Genomic DNA, 19,753 nt, shown 5'->3' with positions numbered 1-19,753 from the left:
GTAGCCCAGGACCGTCTCCCCAGCCCCGCAGGGGCTGAAGGCCGTAGCCCAGGACCGTCTCCCCAGCCCCGCAGGGGCTGAAGGCCGTAGCCCAGGGCCAGCCACGCGGTACGCGTGGCGCAGCCCTGGGATCAAGAACGCCCACATTCCAGCCCCGCAAGGGGCGGCAGAGACTGTTTTTCAGCGCAGCCTAAGACGTCATGAGTAAGGTGCTCATGAGACCATCAGGATTGAAGGGAGCTCGCCTGCATTCTCTAGATGGGAGACCTTGCGGCCGCAACAGTGGCGTGGTCAGGAGAGCACACGACAGCGGCAGCCCTCTGCCTGGGGCCTGGTGTATTCCGACCCTCACCGCGTCAGGAACACGGAGCCGATTTGAGTCCAGCCCATATATACTCCCACGTAGATGCTCAGGGCGATGGCGAACAGGTCACCCGCGACAACGGCGCGGCCTTTCCACGATTGGAGCGACCAGCGGAAATAGCCCATGTCGCGGCGGGTGACGCGCCAGAGCATCACGAGGCCGATCACGGGAAAGACCAGCGACAGGAACGCGGTGAAGATCAGCATCTGGTAAAAGGGGTTGATGCGCAGAAGCAGAAGGAGCGTCGAGGGGATAAAGAACAGCACGAGGCCGACCCGCATCGGTTTCGAATCGAGCTTGATCGGCAGATTGAAGATGTCGAGGAGCGCGTAGCATCCGCACACCCACCACCCGATGCCGGAGGTCCATGCGGCGATAAACAGCCCGGCGAGGAAGAACGTTGTGCTGAAGCGCCCGGCGAACGGTTCAAGGAGGATCGACATGTCCATGTCGTTGCGGGGCACGATCCCGAAGGGATGCAGCACGGCCGCGGCGGTAGCCATGAGCGGCAGTGCGACCACGCCCGCCGCCAGGATGCCCCACCCGTAGTCGAGCCGCGCGCGGTGGAGAATGTTGACCTTTCCCTGAAGCCGGTCCGAAAACCATCCGCGCTCGATCATAGTGTAAGGGTAGATAATGATGAGCCAGGCGTTGATGATGCTGCCCGCATTGGACGACATGAGGTTTTCCCAGCCCTTGCCGGGGGCGTTGGGCACGAGACCGGCCGCGGCGTCTTTCCAGTTGATGCCCGCCATGAACGCCGAGCCGAAAAAACACACGATCAGGACGATAAGGCCGGCGGTGAACACGTACTCGACCCGTTTGTATGCCCCCGTGAGCAGAAAGACCAGGCCGGCGCCCGCCGCCAATGCGCCGGCTACCTCGATGGGCACGCCCGGCGCGAAGCCCGTGATCACCAGGGCGCATGCGCTCCACTGGTTGTACGAGCCGAACGTCGCGCACACCACCACGGCGAGAAACATGTAAATGGTAAATGCCGGATGCACGTCTTTGAACATGCACATGGGCGTGCGCCCGAATTGCAGGAAATAACGCGCGGACATGTCGATCAGCGCCCACGCGGCGATGCCGAGCACGAAATAGGTCCACCACAACTTGTATTCAAACAACGCGCCCATATTGGTGGCGACGGTGATGTCGCCCGTGCCGATGTAGAACGATGCAATGACCGAGCCCGTGCCCAGAAGCAGAATGGACCGCCAGCCCAGGGGCGCCGCTTTCAGGCTCCAGGGGGCTGCCGTCTCATGCGTGGTTTTCCGCTGCTCGGCCATCAGGGCTCCTGCTCCACCCAGGCGGGCCTGTCGTTTGTCGGGGTTACAGGTTCGTTGGGACGTCTCCACGCGCCCGGCGCCGCAAACCGGCGAATCACCAGTACGAACACGAGGCAAAACGCCAGCGCGACGCCCACCGGGAGATACAACGCCCACTTACCAGGATTGACCGCTGCCCCTCGCACGGTCTGCATTGAATACGCAATTTCCTGTTCACCGGCTCCGCCTTCTTGTGCGATGCGCAGCGACAAGGGATATAGTTGGAGGGGAAATCCGTCCAGGGCGGTGATCTTGGTGATCGCCGTGCGGGCGGTTTCGTTGGCAGGCACGGTGACAGTGCGCGTCAGCGCGCCCGACGGAATCGACGCCGCACCCGCATAGCCGAAGTGAGCCTTGAACGCCACCGGCACCACAAGTTCGACGGTGTGCGCGACCGGGTGCGGCGCCGGGTTCTCGAATACGATAAGGATATTGATGTCGCACTTCTGCCACGTCCAGTCGGGCGCATAAACCGTAAAGCCGGTTTCGTTGACCTTCCCGGATTGCACCAGGGCCGCCGCAGGGCATGTCATCCACAGCAGGAAGGCTATCGTTGCGATGGTCCCGCGCATTACCGCAGGCGCTCCTCTTCGTGTTCGGGTTCCAAGACGTGCCTCGTTCCCCCGAGTGATTAAAGCAGAGCATGGCAGGCGTTTCAATCGCCGCGACGCACATTGACAACCTTCCGCCAGTCTCCTGCTCTGAATCGTCACTTGCTTCCCACCCGCTGTTGTGCCATTGTTCGTACGGTGTTTCATGGCGGAGAATTTCGATTATAGGGAAGTTTCCGATGAAGACCGTGGTAACTTTCGGGGAAATCATGATGCGCCTGGCGACGCCTGCCCACGAGCGCTTCATACAGAACCGGCAGTTTGAGGTGACGTTCGCGGGCGGCGAGGCCAACGTGGCGGCGTCTCTGGCCCAGTTTGGCGTCCCCACGCAGTTCGTGACGCGCCTGCCCGCCAACGAGCTCGGCGACGCCTGCCTCAATTTCCTGCGGCAATACGGCATAGGCGTGGACCACGTTGTTCGCGGCGGCGAACGCCTGGGCCTGTATTTCCTCGAGACGGGCGCCGTCCAGCGGGCGAGCAAGGTCATCTACGACCGCGCGAAATCCGCCATTGCGACAATCCCCGCCGGCGCCATTGATTGGAAGAGGGTGTTTGCCGGCGCACAATGGTTCCACTGGACCGGCATCACCCCCGCCATCTCGGAAGAGGCCGCGCGCGAGTGTCTCAATGCCGCAAAGACCGCTCGCGAGATGGGCCTCACCGTTTCCTGCGACCTCAATTACCGGGCCAAACTCTGGAAATGGGGCAAACAGGCGGGTGAGGTCATGCCCGGCCTCGTCTCGCTTTGCGACGCGGCGGTCGGCAACGAGGAAGACGCCGAGAAGGTCTTCGGCATCCAGGCCACGGGCGCTGACGTAACTGCCGGAAAAGTGGATGCGGCCTCGTACCGCCAAGTATGCGAGAAGCTCGCCGGGCGGTTCCCCAATCTCAAGATGGTGGCCATCACGCTGCGGGGCTCATTGTCAGCGAGCCACAACACGTGGAGCGGCGTGCTCTATCACGAAGGCGCGTTCTACGAGGGCCCGGCGTTCGATATTGTGCCCATTGTAGACCGCGTCGGGGGGGGCGACAGCTTCTGCGGCGGGCTCATCTACGGCCTGCTCACCTATGGCGAACCCCAGAAAGCGATTGATTTCGCCGTGGCGGCCTCGTGCCTGAAACACTCGATCCACGGCGACTTCAACCTGGTGCGCGTCGCGGAGGTCGAGAAGCTCATGGGGGGCGATGCCTCGGGCCGCGTATCCCGCTGACCTATCCAAACACGGAGAATGGGGAACTGCGCGTCTAAGGGCGGACGTGTCTCCCTCCCTGCCCCGCCGTCGTCGTGTAACGCCCCCTTTGATAGGAGGCTCCGGCGTTCACGCCGCGGCGGGGTTGACAAGCCTCCCCAGAAACAGCAGGGCGCCTGTCTCATTATCGCGTATCAGGAACAAGAACGGGTGATCGGCTCGAAAAACGCGGGGCCGCCCCGCCTGTTTGGTTACCATCTCAACGGCCGTGGCGGCCGCGGCCTCCGTGCCTTCCTCATTCACCTCGACAAACGCCTTGTGCTTGACCTGGGAAATCCAAAGCTCGCCCTTCCGCCATCCCATGCCGGTAAAATCCGCTTTGCCGCTCGAGTCGAACGCATCCAGCATACCCAGAGCCTTGAAATGGCTCACGAGGTCGTACTCGGTTTCAAGCTTGTATTTGGGGAGAAAGAAACTGATCTCCTCACTGAACGCCTTGTCAAGCTCGCCGAGCCATTGCGCGAGACTCTGTGCGCTCAGCTGTTTCTCGAGCGCGGGCAGCCCGTCCACGTCGTCCGGCAACAGGATGATCATGGACATCTTCCCGCCTTTGTACGGGATGGAAGCGGCCTGAAACTTCTCCTTGTGCAGAATCCGGAGGCTGCATTTCTGATACATGAGCGGAACACTCACCTCTTTGCCGGGCGACACCATGAAGGGGGCGTTACGGGTATTGCTTTTCTCGAACTGACTCTCCCAGAGACTCTTGAAATAGATCGCGTTGAGCAGCACGCATACCGAGTTGGGGGATAGCTGCTCGAGGATCTTGTCGATCTTCCCCTCCGTCTTGTCGTTCACCCAGGCGTTGATCTTGTCTACCGAGCCGGCGAACAGTTCCGCATCGTAGCTGTTCTCGAGCAAGCTCTTGTATTCGGGGCTTACGCCGCCGCCGGTCAGACAAAGGCCGTTGGCGATGTCGAGCTTCTGCCCGGTTGCGCTGGCAGTCTCCAACAGTCTTCGGGTGAGGTCCTTCAAGGCGGGGTGCAGCGCCTCTTGGCTCTCGGGAAAATGCAGCGCCGCGGCCATCTCGAGGGCGGTATTGCCCCGCGCCCCGCCATAGGTCATCCCCAGCGCCAGCGAGATGCTATAGGGCGAAACGAACAAATTGCCCGGTTCTTCGCTGAGACGCCGGTAGAGGTCCACGGCGAACGCCGTGTTTCCCTGCACGACGGATTGGAGACCGGCCCCTTCCGACGGTTCGGCGGCCGCCGGTTCGCCATAAACCGCCGCGCTGATTGCACCAACCAGGATCGCTGACAACGTCCATTGCCTGTTTCTCATGATGCGCATCCTTCAGTTCATGCTGGTTCTTCCAATTCCTCTCGCCCGGACGGCGCCCATGACCCCTCGTGCATCGAACCGCCCTACTCAGACACCCGCACGTGCAGCACCCAGTCTTGTGCGTCCGGCTTCGCAAACACCGTGCGGACCGGTGATACTGCTACGGCTACCGGATGAACCGCTCCGTCTCTCGGGCTGTAGAAGCGCGCCGCCAGCTTCTTTCCTGCCGCTCCTGAAAGATCGAGGCTGAAACTCTCTCCCCGCCACGAGAACACCGCATACTCGCGTCCGGGATCCGCAAGACAATATACCGGGTCCGGCGCCTGCACCAGTTCATTGTGGGGAGCCATCGCATCCAAATTCAAAAGCTCCTCATTGAAGAACCGGCTGGCATACCCAAGCCAGTCCAGACGCTCGATCACCTTCTCTCGAACGCCGCCGCGCACGTTGGGGTCGTAGACCATGATGCCGGTCTGGGGCGTTTCCTGCTCCGCGTCGTTGTGAAACAGGATATGATGACCGGCGATAGCGCGCGACCAGATACTCAGGCGGGCGGCATCGCCCCGGTAGGGGGGCGCCTCAAGCGTGACGTTCGGCCGAACCGGCTCGCTCTGGAACGCCCGCACGGCCTCGCGGTTGGCGTCGCCCGAGGCGGCCCTGGCGTCGTCGTGCACGAGATTTACCCGGTCGCGCCGGTCCCCCCAATCCGCGTAAAGCCCCCCCCGCTTCTTAAAAAACTCCAGGAAATGATCGCCGCAATTGCCCTCCGAATACGAATGCTCGTCCATGAACACAAAGAAAACATTCCCGAACGGCTGCGTTTCGCGAATCAGCTTACCGGCGTATTGTTCCCAGACCCACTGGGTCTTCTTTCCCGGCAGCCAAGTGTCGTCCCAGGGTTCATCAAGCACTTCTTGGCCCGGCGAGTGGATGGTCTGCGCAACCGTGGTCATCGGCTTCGATTCGGTCAGGAAACCGCCGTTTTGGACGTTGAACGGATGGAAATGCCAGTCAGGCTGGGACGGCGTGTTGTGCTTGGGCCATCCGAAAAAGACCGTGACGCCCACCACAAGGCCGCGGTCGCGTGCACGGCGGCACAAGTCGCGCAGCCGCGGCCAGTAGTGCTTGTCCGGGTCGTCGCCTTCGTCAAAGCGCATGAGCTCCCAATGCGGTTTGCCGTCGGCGGCAAGCGCGCCATCCGCGTGCCGCGCCCACGGCGTCACGCCGGGATAGACGTACCCGTACCGCTCCTCCACGAGCGCGCCATCCTGCGTTTGCCGGGGAGGAACCAGCGCCCAGACGTGAACCGCCGTCAGCCCGCGCTCCGCACAGTCGTCCAGCCATCGCCGGTAGTCCAGGTTGAGGTCTTGCAGGACGCATTGCGTGCCGCTGTCGCCGATAAGCATCCGTGTCTTGCCGCCGTAGCGCACAAAGTGCCCGCCGGGACTCACCTCGAGCACGCCGGCCCCCGCCCCGTCCCCCGCATGGGCAGGAAACGGCAAGAGCGTCGAAAGACCTGTTACCACGACAAAGCATGCCGCGACAGCCCTGGAAACCAGGGCACGCCTGCGTCGAAAATACTCTCTGTGTTTTAGTAACGCTGTCACTGCAGAAGTCCCTTCTTGTCATGATGGGCTATCCGGCCAAGTGGTGCAAGGTCTGAAGCGGCATTGCACACGAACCGGCAGGGACGTTGCAGGCCTGCCGTGCCGAACATTGTCTGCGCCGCCGCCCATCCCATCAGCGCCAACAGAACCGTGCTGCACAAGAGACGTTGGATGGGTTTCCTCTCGAACCGTGCCCAGGCCGCTCCGGGTTTCATTCCAGATCTTTCTTCAAATACGGTTCCATGAACTTGCGCACGATGCGTATGGCGGACTTTCGCGGCAGCAAGCGTGCCAGGATAGCGGGCCCCGCATACGCCCACGGGCCAACGCGAGGTCTGCGTCCAAGATACCGCAGGGCCAGCGCGGCGACATCTTCGGGCCGGTCCGCCCGTGCCATGATCGTATTGGCACGGGCTTCCGACATGCCGTCCGCCACGAAGAACTCCGTGCGCGTAGTCGAGGGGCAGAGTGCGATAACGTCTATGCCCGCTTTTTCATATTCGCCGAAGAGGCCTTCCGCGAAAGCGATATCGAAGGCCTTGGTCGCCCCGTATACGGACTGGTAAGGCGCGGGTATAACGCCCAGGACCGAGCCGACCATGATGACCGCGCCTTTGCCGCGCTCCAGCATCTTCGGCACCAGAAGGCGGGTGAGAAGAGCCGGGCTGAGGCAGTTCAGGGTGACCATGTCCGTGATGCGGTTTGGGTCGCTGGATTCGAAACGCGTGGCGTAGCCAAATCCGGCATTATTGACCAGCAGGCCGACTTCGAGGTCCGCCACGGTCTCCGCCAGGCACTGTGCCGCCCCGGGAACCGCCAGGTCTTCCTTTACACAACGGCATGCGATGTGGTGTCTGGTTTCAAGGCCTTGAGCCAGCTCCTCGAGCAATCCCAGGCGGCGTGCAGTGAGAACGCAGTTCATGCCCTGCGCCGCGATGGTTTCGGCGAACGCTTTGCCGATGCCCGCGGATGCTCCCGTGATCAGCGCCCATCCGCCGTACCGTTTCAAATCGTTCATGCGAAAAACCTCTCCCTTGCTCGCTGCGAGAGCGCCCATCGGCTGCCGAAATCGCACGTAACAGCCGGGCGAAAACGACCGTATGATAGACAAAGGGCCGTGTTTTCGCCAAAGAGACGCCGGGGCCAGGATCCGGCCGGACATGGCGATCGTCGCCCCACCCTTCGGTCTTATCCGCCGTGTCGCTCGAAAGGGCGGGATCGAGGTAAAATATAGATTGTAGGACATGTGTCCGGCCGCAGTGCGAGGCCAGGAGGCGCATCATGCAAAGATCTGTGCGTGGGGGCATTGTGACGGCCCTGGTTCTATCTCTGTTGGCTCTGGGAGGAGCCGGATGCTACTACAACGCGAACGATGAAGACGGGACGCGGTTCTCCATCCACATCAACCTCTTGCCGGACGATGGAGAGCCCGGCGGCATGACAATCCATTTCGAAACCGATCTATGATCCGAGACCCGTGCGGCGAACCCGCCGTGCGCACCCGCTCCGTTCCGCCGGATTCAAAGACGAGACCGTGAGCCGCCGTACAGAACGCTGTCCGCAGTGATTGGCGCGCGATTTTCCCGTAGGGTATACTGCCGCAGCTTCGCGGAGGAGACATGAGACTCACGGACCAGCAAGAACGCCTTATCGCCCGCTATCTGCGCGAAATGGGCCAACACATGGCCGATGTTCCCGAACGTCCCCGCGAGCGGGCATTGGAAAAGGCCCGCGAGGAGATCCTGGGGGCTATTCCTTCATACGATGGGGCCGTTCCAGACGACGCCCAGATCGAGAGCGCCCTGCAGACCGTAGGCCCGGCTTCCCGCCACGCCCACCGGCTCGTAGAAGGCGCGGCACAGGACACCGCCAAACCCGCCGAAGAACGGCGTTGGCTGGGCGTGTGCGCCGCGATTTCCGAACAGACGGGAATCCCCCCGGTCCTTATCCGGTCGGGTGCGGTGCTGACTGGCCTGTTCACGGGACCCTTCGCGCTCATCGTATACATCGGCGCCTACGTGCTCTTGCGCCATTCCAACCGGACAGACAGACTTCCTATCGAGAAATGGGTCCTGGCCAAGTATGTTATAGGGGTCATCGTGGGCGCCCTGCTGCTGCGCTATCTGGCGTGGGGGCTCGTCAAACTTATCGGGTATGTTTACGGTATGGTGCTTCGGGAAGCTCTGAACCTGACCGGCCTGTGGAGCTGGCTCGACCGCAAGGATGGCGCTTTGCTTTTCTGGGCGCTGTTCTGTCTTGTGCCGTTAGCGGTCCTCGCCGGGCTGCCGGTGCCGCCTGCCTGGCGCAACACGCTGCGAAAACTGTGCGAGGCCGGTCTGGCTATCTACGCCGTAGCCTTGTGTTTTGGCGCCGGATGCGCCTTGGCGGGAGCGATTATCAATGCCTCCAGGCATATGCAAGACCCCACGATGATCGATTTTGGGACGCTCTTCTCGGCCATGTAGCCGCCTCGGGGCGTCTCGCGGCTGTCCAGTATGATGGCGGACAAATCATGGCGAAAAGGAATTCCACAGAGGACAAATTGACGGCGCTCCGGGCGCTGGAATCGGCGCCGCTGTCCGGTGAGGGCGAGAAGCTCCTGCGGGAAGCGCTCGCGAGCCGTAACCGGGAACTGGTTGCCAGAGGTGCAAGTGTCGCGCGCGAGCTTGAACTGAATCGGTTCTGCGGCGAAATGGCCGAGGCTTTCGCATACCTCATCGAGAATCCGGCCAAGGACAAAGGTTGTCTGGCCAAATGCGCGCTGGTCGAGACCCTGGACGCCCTCGAGTACGATGACGATGGCCTCTATGCCAGCGGTCTGCGGCACGTCCAGATGGAACCGGTGTGGGGCGGCCGGGAAGACACCGCCGCCGCGTTGCGCGTCAAATGCGCCATCGCGCTCGTGCGGCGAAACGTCCCGGGCATCCTGTTTCACGTGGCGGACCTATTGAACGACCCGCAACCTGAAGCGCGAAGAGGGGCCATTCGCGCCATCGCCTACGCCGGTGGGCAGGAAGCGGAGCTGATGCTTCGCGTATTCGCAGGGCGCATGACGGATGCCGCGGACCTCTCCGAGTGCCTCGCGGGCCTGATGGGGTGCCATGCGGAAAGGTCCCTGCCGTTTGTCGCGCGGTTTCTCGAACACGAAAACCCCGCCGTCGCGGAGAACGCTGCCATCGCCATGGGCTCTTCGCGCCAACACGAAGCGTTCGAAATACTGAAACGGCATTGGGAGCAGACGGTTATGCCCGAACGGCGCGATATGCTGCTGCTCCCGATCGCCCTCGTTCGAAGCGAGGATGCGCTGCGTTTTCTCCTCCGTATCGTGCGCGAAGCCAACGCGGCCGCCGCTGAACGCGCCCTCGAGGCGCTGGCAATTCTCCGGGACGACGAAGCCGCGCGAAACGCCGTTCAAGCAGCGGTACGGGAACGGGATGAATCCCGGGTCCGCAAGGCCTACGCGCGCCTGTTCGAGGACAATTAGCCGGAAAGGACGGCCATCGACCGGGCGGCAACGCGCAACTTACCCGATCCCTCGACCCGCGGGGCTTCTTCGGCTGAGTACAGGTCGCCAGGCGGCGCCGCGGCAGTGTTTACGCGCATCCACCAATCGCCGTTGGGAAGATCGAACACCACGTCCTCGGGCGAGGGATTGAACATGAGATAGAGCGGTGTGCCCTCATTCTCCGTAGCATTGATCCACCACCCCAATGCCGGCTCGGACGGATTCCAATCCTGGGCCTTGCCGTCCGGACGAAACCACCGTACGTCGGGGCCGGCGCCCTTCTTGGAGGGCTTTCCGGAATAGAACTCGGCGCGTTCGAACGCCACGTTCTCCTTCCGGAACTGGATGATGCCCTTGAAGAACCGGAAAAGGCCCGCGTTCTTCTCGAGCAGACGCCAGTCGTACCACGAGACCTCGTTGTCCTGGCAGTAGGCGTTGTTGTTGCCCTTCTGAGTGCGGCCGAACTCGTCGCCGCCGAGTATCATGGGCACGCCCAGCGAAGTGAACAGCGTAGCGATAAGATTCCGCTGCATTTGCAGGCGCAACGCCAGAATGTCGGCCTCATCCGTTTCACCTTCGACGCCGCAATTCCAGCTGAAATTGTGGTCCGTGCCGTCCCGGTTCTTTTCCCCATTCAGCTCATTGTGTTTCTTGTTGTAGGAAAAGAGGTCGCAGAGGGTGAATCCATCGTGGGATGTCACGAAATTGACGCTGTGAATGGGCAGGCGGCCGTCGTCCTGGTAAAGGTCGGGACTGCCCGTGATGCGCAACGCGAACGCGCCCTTCGAATCCGGCTCGTTGATCCAGTACCGGCGCACATCGTCCCGGAACTTCCCGTTAAGTTCCGACCACCGCTCGTCATTCCCGAAAGATCCGACCTGGTACGCGCCTCCGACGTCCCACGCTTCCGCGGTGAGTTTCACGTCGCGCAGCACGGGATCCTCGGCGATACGCTCGATGATCGGGGCATTTTCAATGATGTTTCCGCTCTGGTCGCGTCCCAGCACCGAGGCCAGATCGAACCGGAATCCGTCCACGCGCACCACGGTCGTCCAGTAGCGCAGGCAATCCCGAATCAGGTCGCGCACGAACGGATGGTTGCAGTTCATCGTGTTGCCGCAGCCTGTAAAATTCAAGCACCTGCCTTCCTCGTCCAACAAGTAGTAGATGGAGTGGTCGATTCCGCGGAAGCATAGGGTCGGTCCGTCCTCGTCGCCTTCCGCGGTATGATTGAAGACCACATCCAGGATAACCTCGAGCCCTGCTTCATGAAGGGCGGAAACCAACTCCCGGAATTCGCGCAGCTGTTCGCCTGTGCCGCCTTCGCTGCCAAAACGCCCGGCGGGCGCAAAAAACGCGATGGGCGCGTAGCCCCAGTAGTTCTTGAGCCGTTCGCTCGTTTTCGGATTCCTGCGTTTCAGATACTCTTCGCCGACTTCCTGCACGGGCATGAACTCGACCGCGGTGATGCCCAGCTCTTTCAAGTAGGGAATCTTCTCGATGAACCCGAGATACGTTCCCGGATTCTTCACGCCCGCGGACTCGTGAACCGTAAACCCCCTGATATGCGTCTCGTAAATCACCGTATGGGTTTTGCGCGTGCGAGGCCGAAGATACGGTTCCCAGTCGCGTTCGACATCCACGACCACGCATTTGGCCTCGGAATTCTGGACGCTCCCCACCACCATCCGCGCATAGGGATCCAGGACATACCGCCCGGGGTCGAACCGGTGTCCTTCCTTGGGCGCGTACGGCCCGTCGAGCCGGAACAGGTAATACGCCCCCGCATGCAGATTCTCGATGAAGATGCTCCATACGTCGCCGATACGGTTGCGCTCGGCGTCCAGTTCAAATTCGATCGCGGGGCGCGCATCGTCTTTATCTCCGAAAATCGCCAGCCATACACGCGTGGCGTGGCGGCTGACGATCGCGAAGTGCACTCCCAACTCCCCCACGGACGCTCCCAAGGGAATAGCGCGCCCCGGACGCGCCTTCAGCGCTCCAACATCCAATACGTTTGCCATAGAACCTTCCTAATGAGTAACGCCGCTAAACGGCGGAAACGCGTCCCCCAAAACCAGATTCCGCGGCGCCATGGCGCCGCGCTTGCGGCCACAAGGCCTTGCGGCCCAAACTGGTCCATCCCCTGCTGCGAAATCCGCCCAAGGCTTTCCGAGGCGCTCGACGCCTTTTCCTGCAAACCCGCGCGACGTGCCGGTGAACGCAACGGCCTCAGCGCCCTGGGCTGCCCGCCATTTGGTGTGATGTTTACCGAACCCCCGTGCACCGACAACCGTAACGCGACAACCCTGCAGCGAGGTCATCCGTCTTCCCCCTCATCCCGTTCCCAGGGATATTCGCTGTCGCGCTCGAGCTCCCAGACCGTCATGAAGGGCTCTTCCGCTTCCTCCTCATCCTCCCATCTCCGCAACACCCTGCGGTTGCGCCGGCGTTTGCGGATATATGCCACAACCACCAGCAGCGCCATGAATTGGAATACGCTGAATCCTGACACAACGGCCGAGATCACGGCAACTTTCCACAGGGACCCGCACCACTCGTCCCACAGCTCGTCGGGGGTCACGCCCGCCACCTCTGCGAGCGCCGCAGGGAAATCCTTCTCGCGCAGGGCATAGACCAGTTTCCAGAACGCATCCTCCCCCATCTTGTCGTACAAGTACGCGGTCATCGAAAGACTCTGGGCGTACAGATCGCCGAAAGGCCGCTCCCCCTCCAGTGAACCGAAACCCAGCATCAGGTCGTCGTAGGAATAGAGCCTGTCCGCCATGTACATCCGGGCAACATGGAGACTGCTGTTCCACCGGAATTCGCCCGAGATGTGCATGGCTATGCCCTCGTTCAACCAGCGGGGCAGATGCCTGAGCTCGGTGTTGCGCGCCAGCAATACATGGATCAGTTCGTGGCGCACCATTCCCGCGTAATAGCCCGGGTCCGACAATTGGGCCGGCGAGCGCAGAACGATGAGACCATCTTCGGAATGGGCCACCCCTCCAACCTCGGGAGGGGGCGAGAAACCCGCGAGGGCCGCGAATTCGTCCCCCGAAGCGCAAATGCGGACCACGACGGGCGCTTCTCCGGGCGCCAGGCGCCCACCCCACACAGCGACAACGTCCTCGAGGTTCTCCATGGTAGCCCAAGCGGCTCGTTCTTCGCCTTTGGGATACTCGACGCGAAACGGGCCCTCTTGCAGAACAGCCGAGTAACACGGGCGCGCCGGCGCGGCCATGATCGCGGCCATCAGCATAAGAACGGCCCATTTCACTGTGAATAGACTTCCATTTCGTTGGAAAGGGTCTCGCTGCGAACCGTTTCTATCGTCTTTGCCGCGTGTTCGAGCACCATCGCCACCCGCTCCCGGGATATGTCTGCTGAAGCCAATTCCCCGGTATCGACATAGAAAAGCCAGGCCCGCCGGGGAGCCGCACCCCTCAGACGGGACAACGCCTCGGCGTACAGACACAATTGCGCCTCGTACATGTGGCGCCGGCTCTCTCTCTGGAGACCCGTCTTATAGTCCAGAATCGTGTCTCCGTCGAGGATGGCGTCGATCACCCCCTCGACCAAGGCATCCCCCACGCGCAGAATGAATGGCGTCTCGCGCTGTATGTCAACCGCTTCCGTCACAAGTTTCCACGCATCGGATGCCATGAATCGGGCGGTGGCGCTCTCCAACGCCTCACACAACCGGTCCTCGAGACGGGCCGCCGGCATCTCACGCCTCAGAAACGATGCGACGTCCGGAGGTCCGGTCCGAAAATCCCATTTCTCGAAATACCGGTGCACCAGCGTTCCCCGAAGAAGCGGGTCCAATGCCCCGGGCTTCGGGACGCCCCCCGTTCCTGGTTCTTCATCGGAGGGATACATGCGATGCGCCAGCGTGGTGACGGCAAACGTGCGTTGAGTCGCGGGAATCACCGGCGCTTCATCCAGCCGCCGGGCCAGCACACTCCAATCCGGCGTCTCACGGGTACCTTCGTCCGCCGGGGCGACCGCCGCCGTTGCCGTCGTACGGCGAACTTCAGCGCTCCAGCCCGTGCCCGAGAGCTGCGTTCCGTCGCTCATACCTACAATACCCAATTCGCTCGCAAACGGTTCCATCAGGCTGTCGGCGGGCACCTTGCCGCGGCCGGCCGAGGTGACCGAACCGCCCAGCACGAGCCAATCGCGCGCCCGAGTCATCGCCACATAGAGAAGCCGCGCCCGCTCAGCCGCTTCCTTCGCTTTCTCGTCGCGCTTCATCACTTCGTAGATCTGAGGCTCGGCGGCGTTGCTCTTACTCGGCTCGTACGGCCGCGCAACCACGCCGTATTCACGGTTAAAGACGACTTTCGAAGCAGGCCCCGCGTTGACACCCCTCGACAGGTCCGGAAGTATCACTACCGGAAACTCCAGTCCCTTGGACTTGTGAATGCTCATGATAGTGACTTCGTCCGAACCTTCGGCCTGCAGCGCGGCCTCCCCCTCCTCGATCTCGGACGCCGCCACATCGTCAAGATACCGCACAAACGCGCTCAGCCGCGGACGCCGCGTCTTCGCGAACACTTCCGCAAGCTGCATCACTTTCCGGACATTGGACACCCGCTGGCCGCCCAGAAACAACCCCGCCAGCATGGCTTCGTACCCCGTGCGCTCCAACACATAGCGAACAAAATCCGGCAGCGGCCGCCCGCGTTCCGCCCGCAAGTCTTTGTAGAGGCGCCGGGCATGCTCGAGTTCTTCCGGTTGCGCAAAATCGGCAGGCGTTGCGCCCTCGACAAGCGCCGCCGTGACTCCGGAATCGCGGCAAATCACAAAAAGGGAGTCGTCGGTGAGGCCTACCATCGGACTGCGCAGAAACCCCGATACCGCAGGTTCGTGCCACGGGTCCACTATGGCTTCGAGAAGGTTGCGAACATCCAACACCTCCTGCCGCTCATAAAAGCCTCTACCCGCAATCACGTGAAAGGGTATATTGCGCTCGCTGAGCGCGCGCTCGTAGATGTGTACGTCGCTCAGAGCACGGAGAAGCATCGCGATGTCGCCAAACGTCACGCGCCGTGTCGAGTCGCTGCCCTTAGGCTGTACCCGCGCGTCCGTCTTTCCCGAACAGGCAGCCGCAATCCAATCGCCAATCATCGCAGCTTCACGCGCGCGCCTTTCCGAGGAGGTCTCCTTGTCCTCCGCGCGTTCAGGAATCACAAAGTGCACGCGGCATTCATTCACGGGCGCCCGATGTGCCTCGGCGGGTACGTACTGGGACTCGACCGCCTCCAGGAGTCCGGTACGCGTAAACAAGTCATTTACAAATTCGACAATCTCCGGCACCGTGCGGAAATTCCGGTGCAGGCCAATAGTTTTCCGGCGCTCCTTGGCGGTCTCGAAGACTTCCACCTCAGCGCCCCGGAACCGGTAAATGGATTGTTTCGCGTCGCCAACGATGAACAACTCGGGAGGGCTTGCCGTGCCGCACAGCAGCCGGGCGATGTCGTACTGCTCCCGGTCGGTGTCCTGAAACTCGTCGATAAGCAAATGGTCGATGCCGCGGGCGATACGCTCGCAGACGCCGGGCTGGCTGCGCAGCATATCGAGTGCCATGAGGATCATATCGGTGAAATCTAACGCGTTCCTGGAAGCCTTGGCCGCCCGGTACCGGTCGTGAACCGCCCGGAAACAGACCACGGCGTCTCGCGTCAGCTCCGCGCTTCGTTGCTCGACCTCCGGGTCGCGAGGAGGTGTCAGGCAGTCCAGCAACAGCTTCTTGAATTCATCCTGCGCTTCCTTCAATTCGTCAAAGGCCGCGTCCGTGGGCCAATTCGCCTTTCGGGCACCGGGGACTTTCCATTCGAGGTACGCCCTGATTGCCTGCTCGATCCTGGCCGGTTCGCGCAGCGCGGCTATCTGCGCGATAAGACGGAGCGACTGTTCGCGAAGCTGTTCGCGCCCATCGCCCGGCTTGGTGCATAGCCCTCCGAATCCCTCGAATGTGCGCTGAAACCTCCGAACCGCGGCCGAGCGGCCCACCCCCAGCAGGCAATCCCGGCAGGCCTGTTCGACGTGTTTGCGCCAGTAGGCCAGGATCCGTTCCGGCGACGCGAAATCCTTCTCCGACAGGAGACGGCCTGCCGTTACAGGGTTACGCAGGAATGCCGCGAGCATCGCTTTGAGCTGGTAGATCCCATAGTGGGCGGCCAGGCGCAGGGTTTCCTCGTGAGGTTGTTCAAGGAGATCCTCGACGGCCGCCTCGATGACCTCCTCCCGCAGCAAATGACTCTCAGCCCCGTCGAGGACGGTGAAGTCCGGGTCCAGCGGCGGGTCCATGCGGTACTCGAGAGCATGTTGGCGGAGCAATCCGGCACAAAAGGCGTGGATGGTGCTCATGCGCGCTGTTTCAACCGAGCGCGCCAGTTCGCGCCAGCGCTTCATCTCTTCTCGCGGCCCGCTGTTCTCCCGTTCACGGCATTCGCTGCGCAGACGATCTTTCATCTCCGCCGCCGCCTTTTCCGTGAAGGTAATCGCCACGATTCGTTCAAGAGGCACGTTGCGTTCACGCACGAGGTGCAACACGCGTTCAACCAACACGGCGGTCTTGCCCGACCCGGCCGAGGCCGTGACGCACAGGTCTTCGCCCGTCGTCTGAATGGCTTCCCGCTGGGCGTCCGTCCAGTTCATCCGGCATTCTCCAGCTTGCGCTCGATCCGCGAAGAATCAATGCGGCACATCCGCCGTGCGTCGCAATACGCGCATACGTCGGGTTGCGGCGTCGGCGGAAACCACCCGCCGCGAATCCCCCTGAGGGCAGCGGTCACCCCGCTGAGAAACCCCTCTTTCGCGTGCTCCCAGGTTGTCCGGCCATCTTCGCGAATACGCTGCTTATCCCGAGTGCCTACTTTGAGCAACAGGCCTTCTACGCACGTGGCGCCGGGCGCGATGACCTTTTCCAGGGCAAGCGCATAAACCACGAGCTGCAACGAGACGCCCTGTTTCACAAACTCCGCTTTCGGCAATGAACCCGTCTTGTAGTCGATCACGCGGAACCCTCCGTCCCCTGCGTCGATGCGGTCAATGCGTCCGCACATCCGCAAAAGACCGGCCTCCGTTTGAATGGGCAAAGGCTGATACGGGCAGTTCTCTTGACCAAAAACCGCTTCGAACTGCGACGGGCGCCACGCGGATTCTTCCTCGCGCTCGATTTCGAGATACTGCTGCAGGCGCTCGTGCAGGGACAGCCGCTCCGCTGCAGCAATGCCCTCGGGGACTGTGATCATGCGCCCTTTCCGCTCATCGAAAACCGACTCGACCAGCGCGCGCATCGTTTCCGCCGCCTCGCGCGGCGGAATCCCCCCCAGCGGCACGCCCTCGTAGCGTCTGTGAAACTCTTCCAGCACCCGGTGAACCACGATTCCCAGCTCGATCCGGTCGAAAGACGTGTCCGGCCGTTCGACCTGCATGAGACGCAACATCCGCAAAGCAAAAAACTTGAACGGGCACGTGCGGTAGATCTCCAGTTCCGTTGCGCTGAAAACATGGTCCTCGCCGTACGTCGCGGCAGCGATTTCCTTATTCCGGACTTCGGCAAGCACACCGTCAGAAGCATCGAACGGCGCGGAACTGTACCGGCGTTTCTCGATGTCCGCGCCGCGCGTCACGCAAACAAACCGGGCCGCAAGGAGCTCGGGCAGCTTCGATTTCGTCGCGAACACGTTGTTCAGCGCGTCGCGCGTGGAGGCGGCATCGGATAGGGGCGGATAATACTGGCCCGCGCGCAGGGGCGCCCGTTCGATGTTCTCCCCCGGGAACAGGCGCAGCACGTCATTGAGAAAAGGGCTCCGTAACAGGGGCTTGCCTTCCGGAGTCGCCGTCCGCCAGAGCAGCCATATTTTTTCGCGTGGCGCCTCTAATACGTGGTGGAACCAGGTGAGGTCCCGCTCAACGCGGAATTCCTGAAGTTCGAGGGGAATGTCCAGCGCCCGCAGTTCCTTGACATCGTCCTCAGAATACACCGCGTTCACACCCGGCGCGGTCGGCGTCACGCCTTCGTTTACCCCGCCGAAAAACACGTACTGGAACCGCAACCCTCGAAGGCTCTGCATGTCGAGGCACCGTACCCCTTGCCTCTCCCGTGGCGTTGGGGTGACATGGAAGCCGTGCGAAGCGCAGGCCTGCCGCAGAAATCGTGCAAAGTCCGCGCGCGACAACTCTTCCTCGCCGCCAAACATGCTGCCGCTGAGGCGTCCCAGCATCTCTTCGAACGATTCGAGCGCGGCGGTTTCCCGCGCCCGCACCGATTCTGAAGCACACGCCCGCACCGCCGCACCGAGCTGCATCGCCCCGGCGAATTCGGCAGCCGCCCGGCTGAACTCCCGAATAGTGGACGTTACCGGAACCCCGGAGAGCGCGCCCGCGAAACGTCGAACGCGTGCAATGGCCGCGTCAACGGCCTCGACAGCGCGAGGGTTGCGCCGCTTGTATTGCGCGGTCTCGCGGTCGCGCTCACCCGAATCCCGCACGAGATCCTCGCGCAGCCGCTGCAACCGTTGTTGCCAGTGCGCACTTCCGGCCACAATCCCCGCGAGCCGGCAAACCACCGGAATGGCCCCCGCAAGCGTCTGCTCAGCCCCGTCCGTGTCCATCCAGGGGGAGATGAGCAGTTCGACAATCTCGCCATGCCGCCAAGCGGCCGAGGCATCCAAAGCGTCCAGCACAAACGCGCATACCGAACTTGCCGCGAGCCGTTCTCCCCCGTAGAGGCGGAGCGGTATCTGAAACTCGCGCGCCATCGACCGCAGCGTATCCCAGACCTCGCCCATCTCCCGGTATACAATGGCTATCTCCGCTGGGGGCGTCCCATCGAGGATCAACGTCTTGATAGCCCGACCGACCGTTTCGACTTCTTCGGTCACGCCCGAGCAAGGCACAACCTCGAGGTTACGGGTCAAGCCATTTACCGGAGGCGTTTCGCCGCGCCACAGAAGATATGAGGACGCGTGTTCGCTGTATGTAACGGGGGGACGCGACGCCAGGCACTCTGGCCGCGTGCCCAAGAGCTTCTCAATCCGCGCCACCGTCCGCCGTTGAAGCTCGTACAGGTCGGCGGCCCCGGGAGACATGTCCGCGCGCATCGCAAACACCATACGGCCTACCCGCTTTCCGAGCGCCGTGATGAGCCGGAACTCGGATTCGGTGAAATCGTCGAACCCATCGAACGCTACGAGGTCCACGCCGTTCAGCAGCGGCACGGCCCGGCCCGCCTCGAGAACAAGATGGGCCTGCCAATAGACGCCGATGAGGTCGTAGGCACAGTGTTCGATGAGGGCGGCTTGATAGGCCTGGTACGCCAGAGCGACAACCGAATCCAGGGGGCTCGGGTGCGGCCTGCGTTGAATGCGCTCAATGAATTCCTCCGGCTCGATGGCGGCCTGTTTCAGATTCTCGATTACCCGCAGGAGATGATGAAGAAAACCCTCGGTCTGGCTGCCGGGGCCGGCCGCCTCGAGTTTCCCCGCTCTGCGAAGACTGCTCAAAGCCCCCTGCAACATCAGCCGCCGCTCGAGTTCGCTCAACCCCACCGATTGGGGCTCGGCGTCCTGCACGATAGTTTCGGCAAACGACTGGAGCGTGAGAACGGGTCTCCCCCACGCTCCAGGCACGTCCGCCGCGAGCAACAATTCTTCTTGACGCTTCCGGGCGGATTGGTGGGTGGGCGTCAGCAGGAGCGCGTGTCCAAGGTGCTGGCGAAGTATGCGATCCAGTTTCTCTGTGCGCGCTGAAGACTGTGTTCCTGCGAGCACTTCGACGATCGCCATG

General features: G+C 62.2%; 14 protein-coding genes. 4 read left to right on the top strand and 10 right to left on the bottom strand.

All coding sequences use genetic code 11. The features are described 5' to 3' along the window. Positions 1–348: 348 nt before the first annotated feature. Positions 349–1,656, bottom strand: coding sequence for a divalent metal cation transporter (locus PLJ71_02515; GenBank protein ID HQM47528.1), 1,308 nt, complete (start codon positions 1,654–1,656; stop codon positions 349–351). Further along, positions 1,656–2,267 carry a hypothetical protein gene (locus PLJ71_02510; protein HQM47527.1) on the bottom strand — a complete coding sequence of 204 codons (612 nt, stop codon included), beginning with the start codon at positions 2,265–2,267 and terminating at the stop codon, positions 1,656–1,658. The genes PLJ71_02515 and PLJ71_02510 overlap by 1 nt, the downstream gene beginning before the upstream one ends. Positions 2,268–2,485: 218 nt before the next feature. On the opposite strand from PLJ71_02510, the gene PLJ71_02505 reads away from it, so the two are divergent. After that, positions 2,486–3,517, top strand: coding sequence for a sugar kinase (locus tag PLJ71_02505; GenBank protein HQM47526.1), 1,032 nt, complete (start codon positions 2,486–2,488; stop codon positions 3,515–3,517). Between the two features lie 108 nt (positions 3,518–3,625). Here the strand turns inward: PLJ71_02505 and PLJ71_02500 are convergent, their stop codons facing one another. The 4 genes from PLJ71_02500 to PLJ71_02485 form a co-directional block, all read right to left on the bottom strand. Then, complete coding sequence (locus tag PLJ71_02500; protein ID HQM47525.1) at positions 3,626–4,837, bottom strand: serpin family protein; 1,212 nt, start codon at positions 4,835–4,837, stop codon at positions 3,626–3,628. 83 nt (positions 4,838–4,920) lie between these two features. After that, complete coding sequence (locus PLJ71_02495; protein ID HQM47524.1) at positions 4,921–6,444, bottom strand: putative collagen-binding domain-containing protein; 1,524 nt, start codon at positions 6,442–6,444, stop codon at positions 4,921–4,923. Then, complete coding sequence (locus PLJ71_02490) at positions 6,441–6,659, bottom strand: hypothetical protein (GenBank protein HQM47523.1); 219 nt, start codon at positions 6,657–6,659, stop codon at positions 6,441–6,443. Before PLJ71_02490 ends, PLJ71_02495 begins: the two co-directional genes overlap by 4 nt. Then, a complete protein-coding gene (locus tag PLJ71_02485) occupies positions 6,656–7,462 on the bottom strand; it encodes an SDR family NAD(P)-dependent oxidoreductase (protein ID HQM47522.1) in 807 nt (268 codons plus the stop codon). The genes PLJ71_02490 and PLJ71_02485 overlap by 4 nt, the downstream gene beginning before the upstream one ends. Before the next feature lie 263 nt (positions 7,463–7,725). Between PLJ71_02485 and PLJ71_02480 the strand changes: the two genes are divergently transcribed. The 3 genes from PLJ71_02480 to PLJ71_02470 all read left to right on the top strand — a co-directional run bounded on the left by PLJ71_02480 (position 7,726) and on the right by PLJ71_02470 (position 9,928). Next, complete coding sequence (locus PLJ71_02480; protein ID HQM47521.1) at positions 7,726–7,911, top strand: hypothetical protein; 186 nt, start codon at positions 7,726–7,728, stop codon at positions 7,909–7,911. Between the two features lie 152 nt (positions 7,912–8,063). Further along, entirely contained in the window at positions 8,064–8,909 is an 846-nt protein-coding gene (locus PLJ71_02475) for a PspC domain-containing protein (protein ID HQM47520.1), read from the top strand. 47 nt (positions 8,910–8,956) lie between these two features. Further along, positions 8,957–9,928 (top strand): hypothetical protein, encoded by a 972-nt coding sequence (locus PLJ71_02470; GenBank protein ID HQM47519.1) that lies wholly within the window; start codon positions 8,957–8,959, stop codon positions 9,926–9,928. On the opposite strand, the gene PLJ71_02465 is transcribed toward PLJ71_02470, so the two are convergent. The 4 genes from PLJ71_02465 to PLJ71_02450 all read right to left on the bottom strand — a co-directional run bounded on the left by PLJ71_02465 (position 9,925) and on the right by PLJ71_02450 (position 19,752). Further along, complete coding sequence (locus tag PLJ71_02465) at positions 9,925–11,973, bottom strand: isoamylase (protein HQM47518.1); 2,049 nt, start codon at positions 11,971–11,973, stop codon at positions 9,925–9,927. The genes PLJ71_02470 and PLJ71_02465 overlap by 4 nt on opposite strands. 296 nt (positions 11,974–12,269) lie before the next feature. Further along, entirely contained in the window at positions 12,270–13,232 is a 963-nt protein-coding gene (locus tag PLJ71_02460; GenBank protein HQM47517.1) for a peptidase MA family metallohydrolase, read from the bottom strand. Continuing rightward, positions 13,229–16,618 carry a UvrD-helicase domain-containing protein gene (locus tag PLJ71_02455; protein HQM47516.1) on the bottom strand — a complete coding sequence of 1,130 codons (3,390 nt, stop codon included), beginning with the start codon at positions 16,616–16,618 and terminating at the stop codon, positions 13,229–13,231. Before PLJ71_02455 ends, PLJ71_02460 begins: the two co-directional genes overlap by 4 nt. Next, entirely contained in the window at positions 16,615–19,752 is a 3,138-nt protein-coding gene (locus PLJ71_02450) for a PD-(D/E)XK nuclease family protein (GenBank protein ID HQM47515.1), read from the bottom strand. Before PLJ71_02450 ends, PLJ71_02455 begins: the two co-directional genes overlap by 4 nt. Between the last annotated feature and the right edge of the window lies 1 nt (position 19,753).

This window comes from Candidatus Hydrogenedentota bacterium, from assembly GCA_035416745.1.
GTDB lineage: Bacteria > Hydrogenedentota > Hydrogenedentia > Hydrogenedentales > SLHB01 > UBA2224.
Note: the sequence above shows the minus strand (reverse complement) of the source record. Positions and strands in the feature narration are given on the sequence as shown.

Excerpts from the sequence above, each read along its gene's own strand:
- PLJ71_02485 (HQM47522.1), bottom strand. The coding sequence starts at position 7,462 with ATGAACGATTTGAAACGGTACGGCGGATGGGCGCTGATCACGGGAGCA.
- PLJ71_02475 (HQM47520.1), top strand. The coding sequence starts at position 8,064 with ATGAGACTCACGGACCAGCAAGAACGCCTTATCGCCCGCTATCTGCGC.
- PLJ71_02480 (HQM47521.1), top strand. The coding sequence starts at position 7,726 with ATGCAAAGATCTGTGCGTGGGGGCATTGTGACGGCCCTGGTTCTATCT.
- PLJ71_02490 (HQM47523.1), bottom strand. The coding sequence starts at position 6,659 with ATGAAACCCGGAGCGGCCTGGGCACGGTTCGAGAGGAAACCCATCCAA.
- PLJ71_02510 (HQM47527.1), bottom strand. The coding sequence starts at position 2,267 with ATGCGCGGGACCATCGCAACGATAGCCTTCCTGCTGTGGATGACATGC.
- PLJ71_02470 (HQM47519.1), top strand. The coding sequence starts at position 8,957 with ATGGCGAAAAGGAATTCCACAGAGGACAAATTGACGGCGCTCCGGGCG.
- PLJ71_02515 (HQM47528.1), bottom strand. The coding sequence starts at position 1,656 with ATGGCCGAGCAGCGGAAAACCACGCATGAGACGGCAGCCCCCTGGAGC.
- PLJ71_02500 (HQM47525.1), bottom strand. The coding sequence starts at position 4,837 with ATGAGAAACAGGCAATGGACGTTGTCAGCGATCCTGGTTGGTGCAATC.
- PLJ71_02465 (HQM47518.1), bottom strand. The coding sequence starts at position 11,973 with ATGGCAAACGTATTGGATGTTGGAGCGCTGAAGGCGCGTCCGGGGCGC.
- PLJ71_02455 (HQM47516.1), bottom strand. The coding sequence starts at position 16,618 with ATGAACTGGACGGACGCCCAGCGGGAAGCCATTCAGACGACGGGCGAA.
- PLJ71_02505 (HQM47526.1), top strand. The coding sequence starts at position 2,486 with ATGAAGACCGTGGTAACTTTCGGGGAAATCATGATGCGCCTGGCGACG.
- PLJ71_02450 (HQM47515.1), bottom strand. The coding sequence starts at position 19,752 with ATGGCGATCGTCGAAGTGCTCGCAGGAACACAGTCTTCAGCGCGCACA.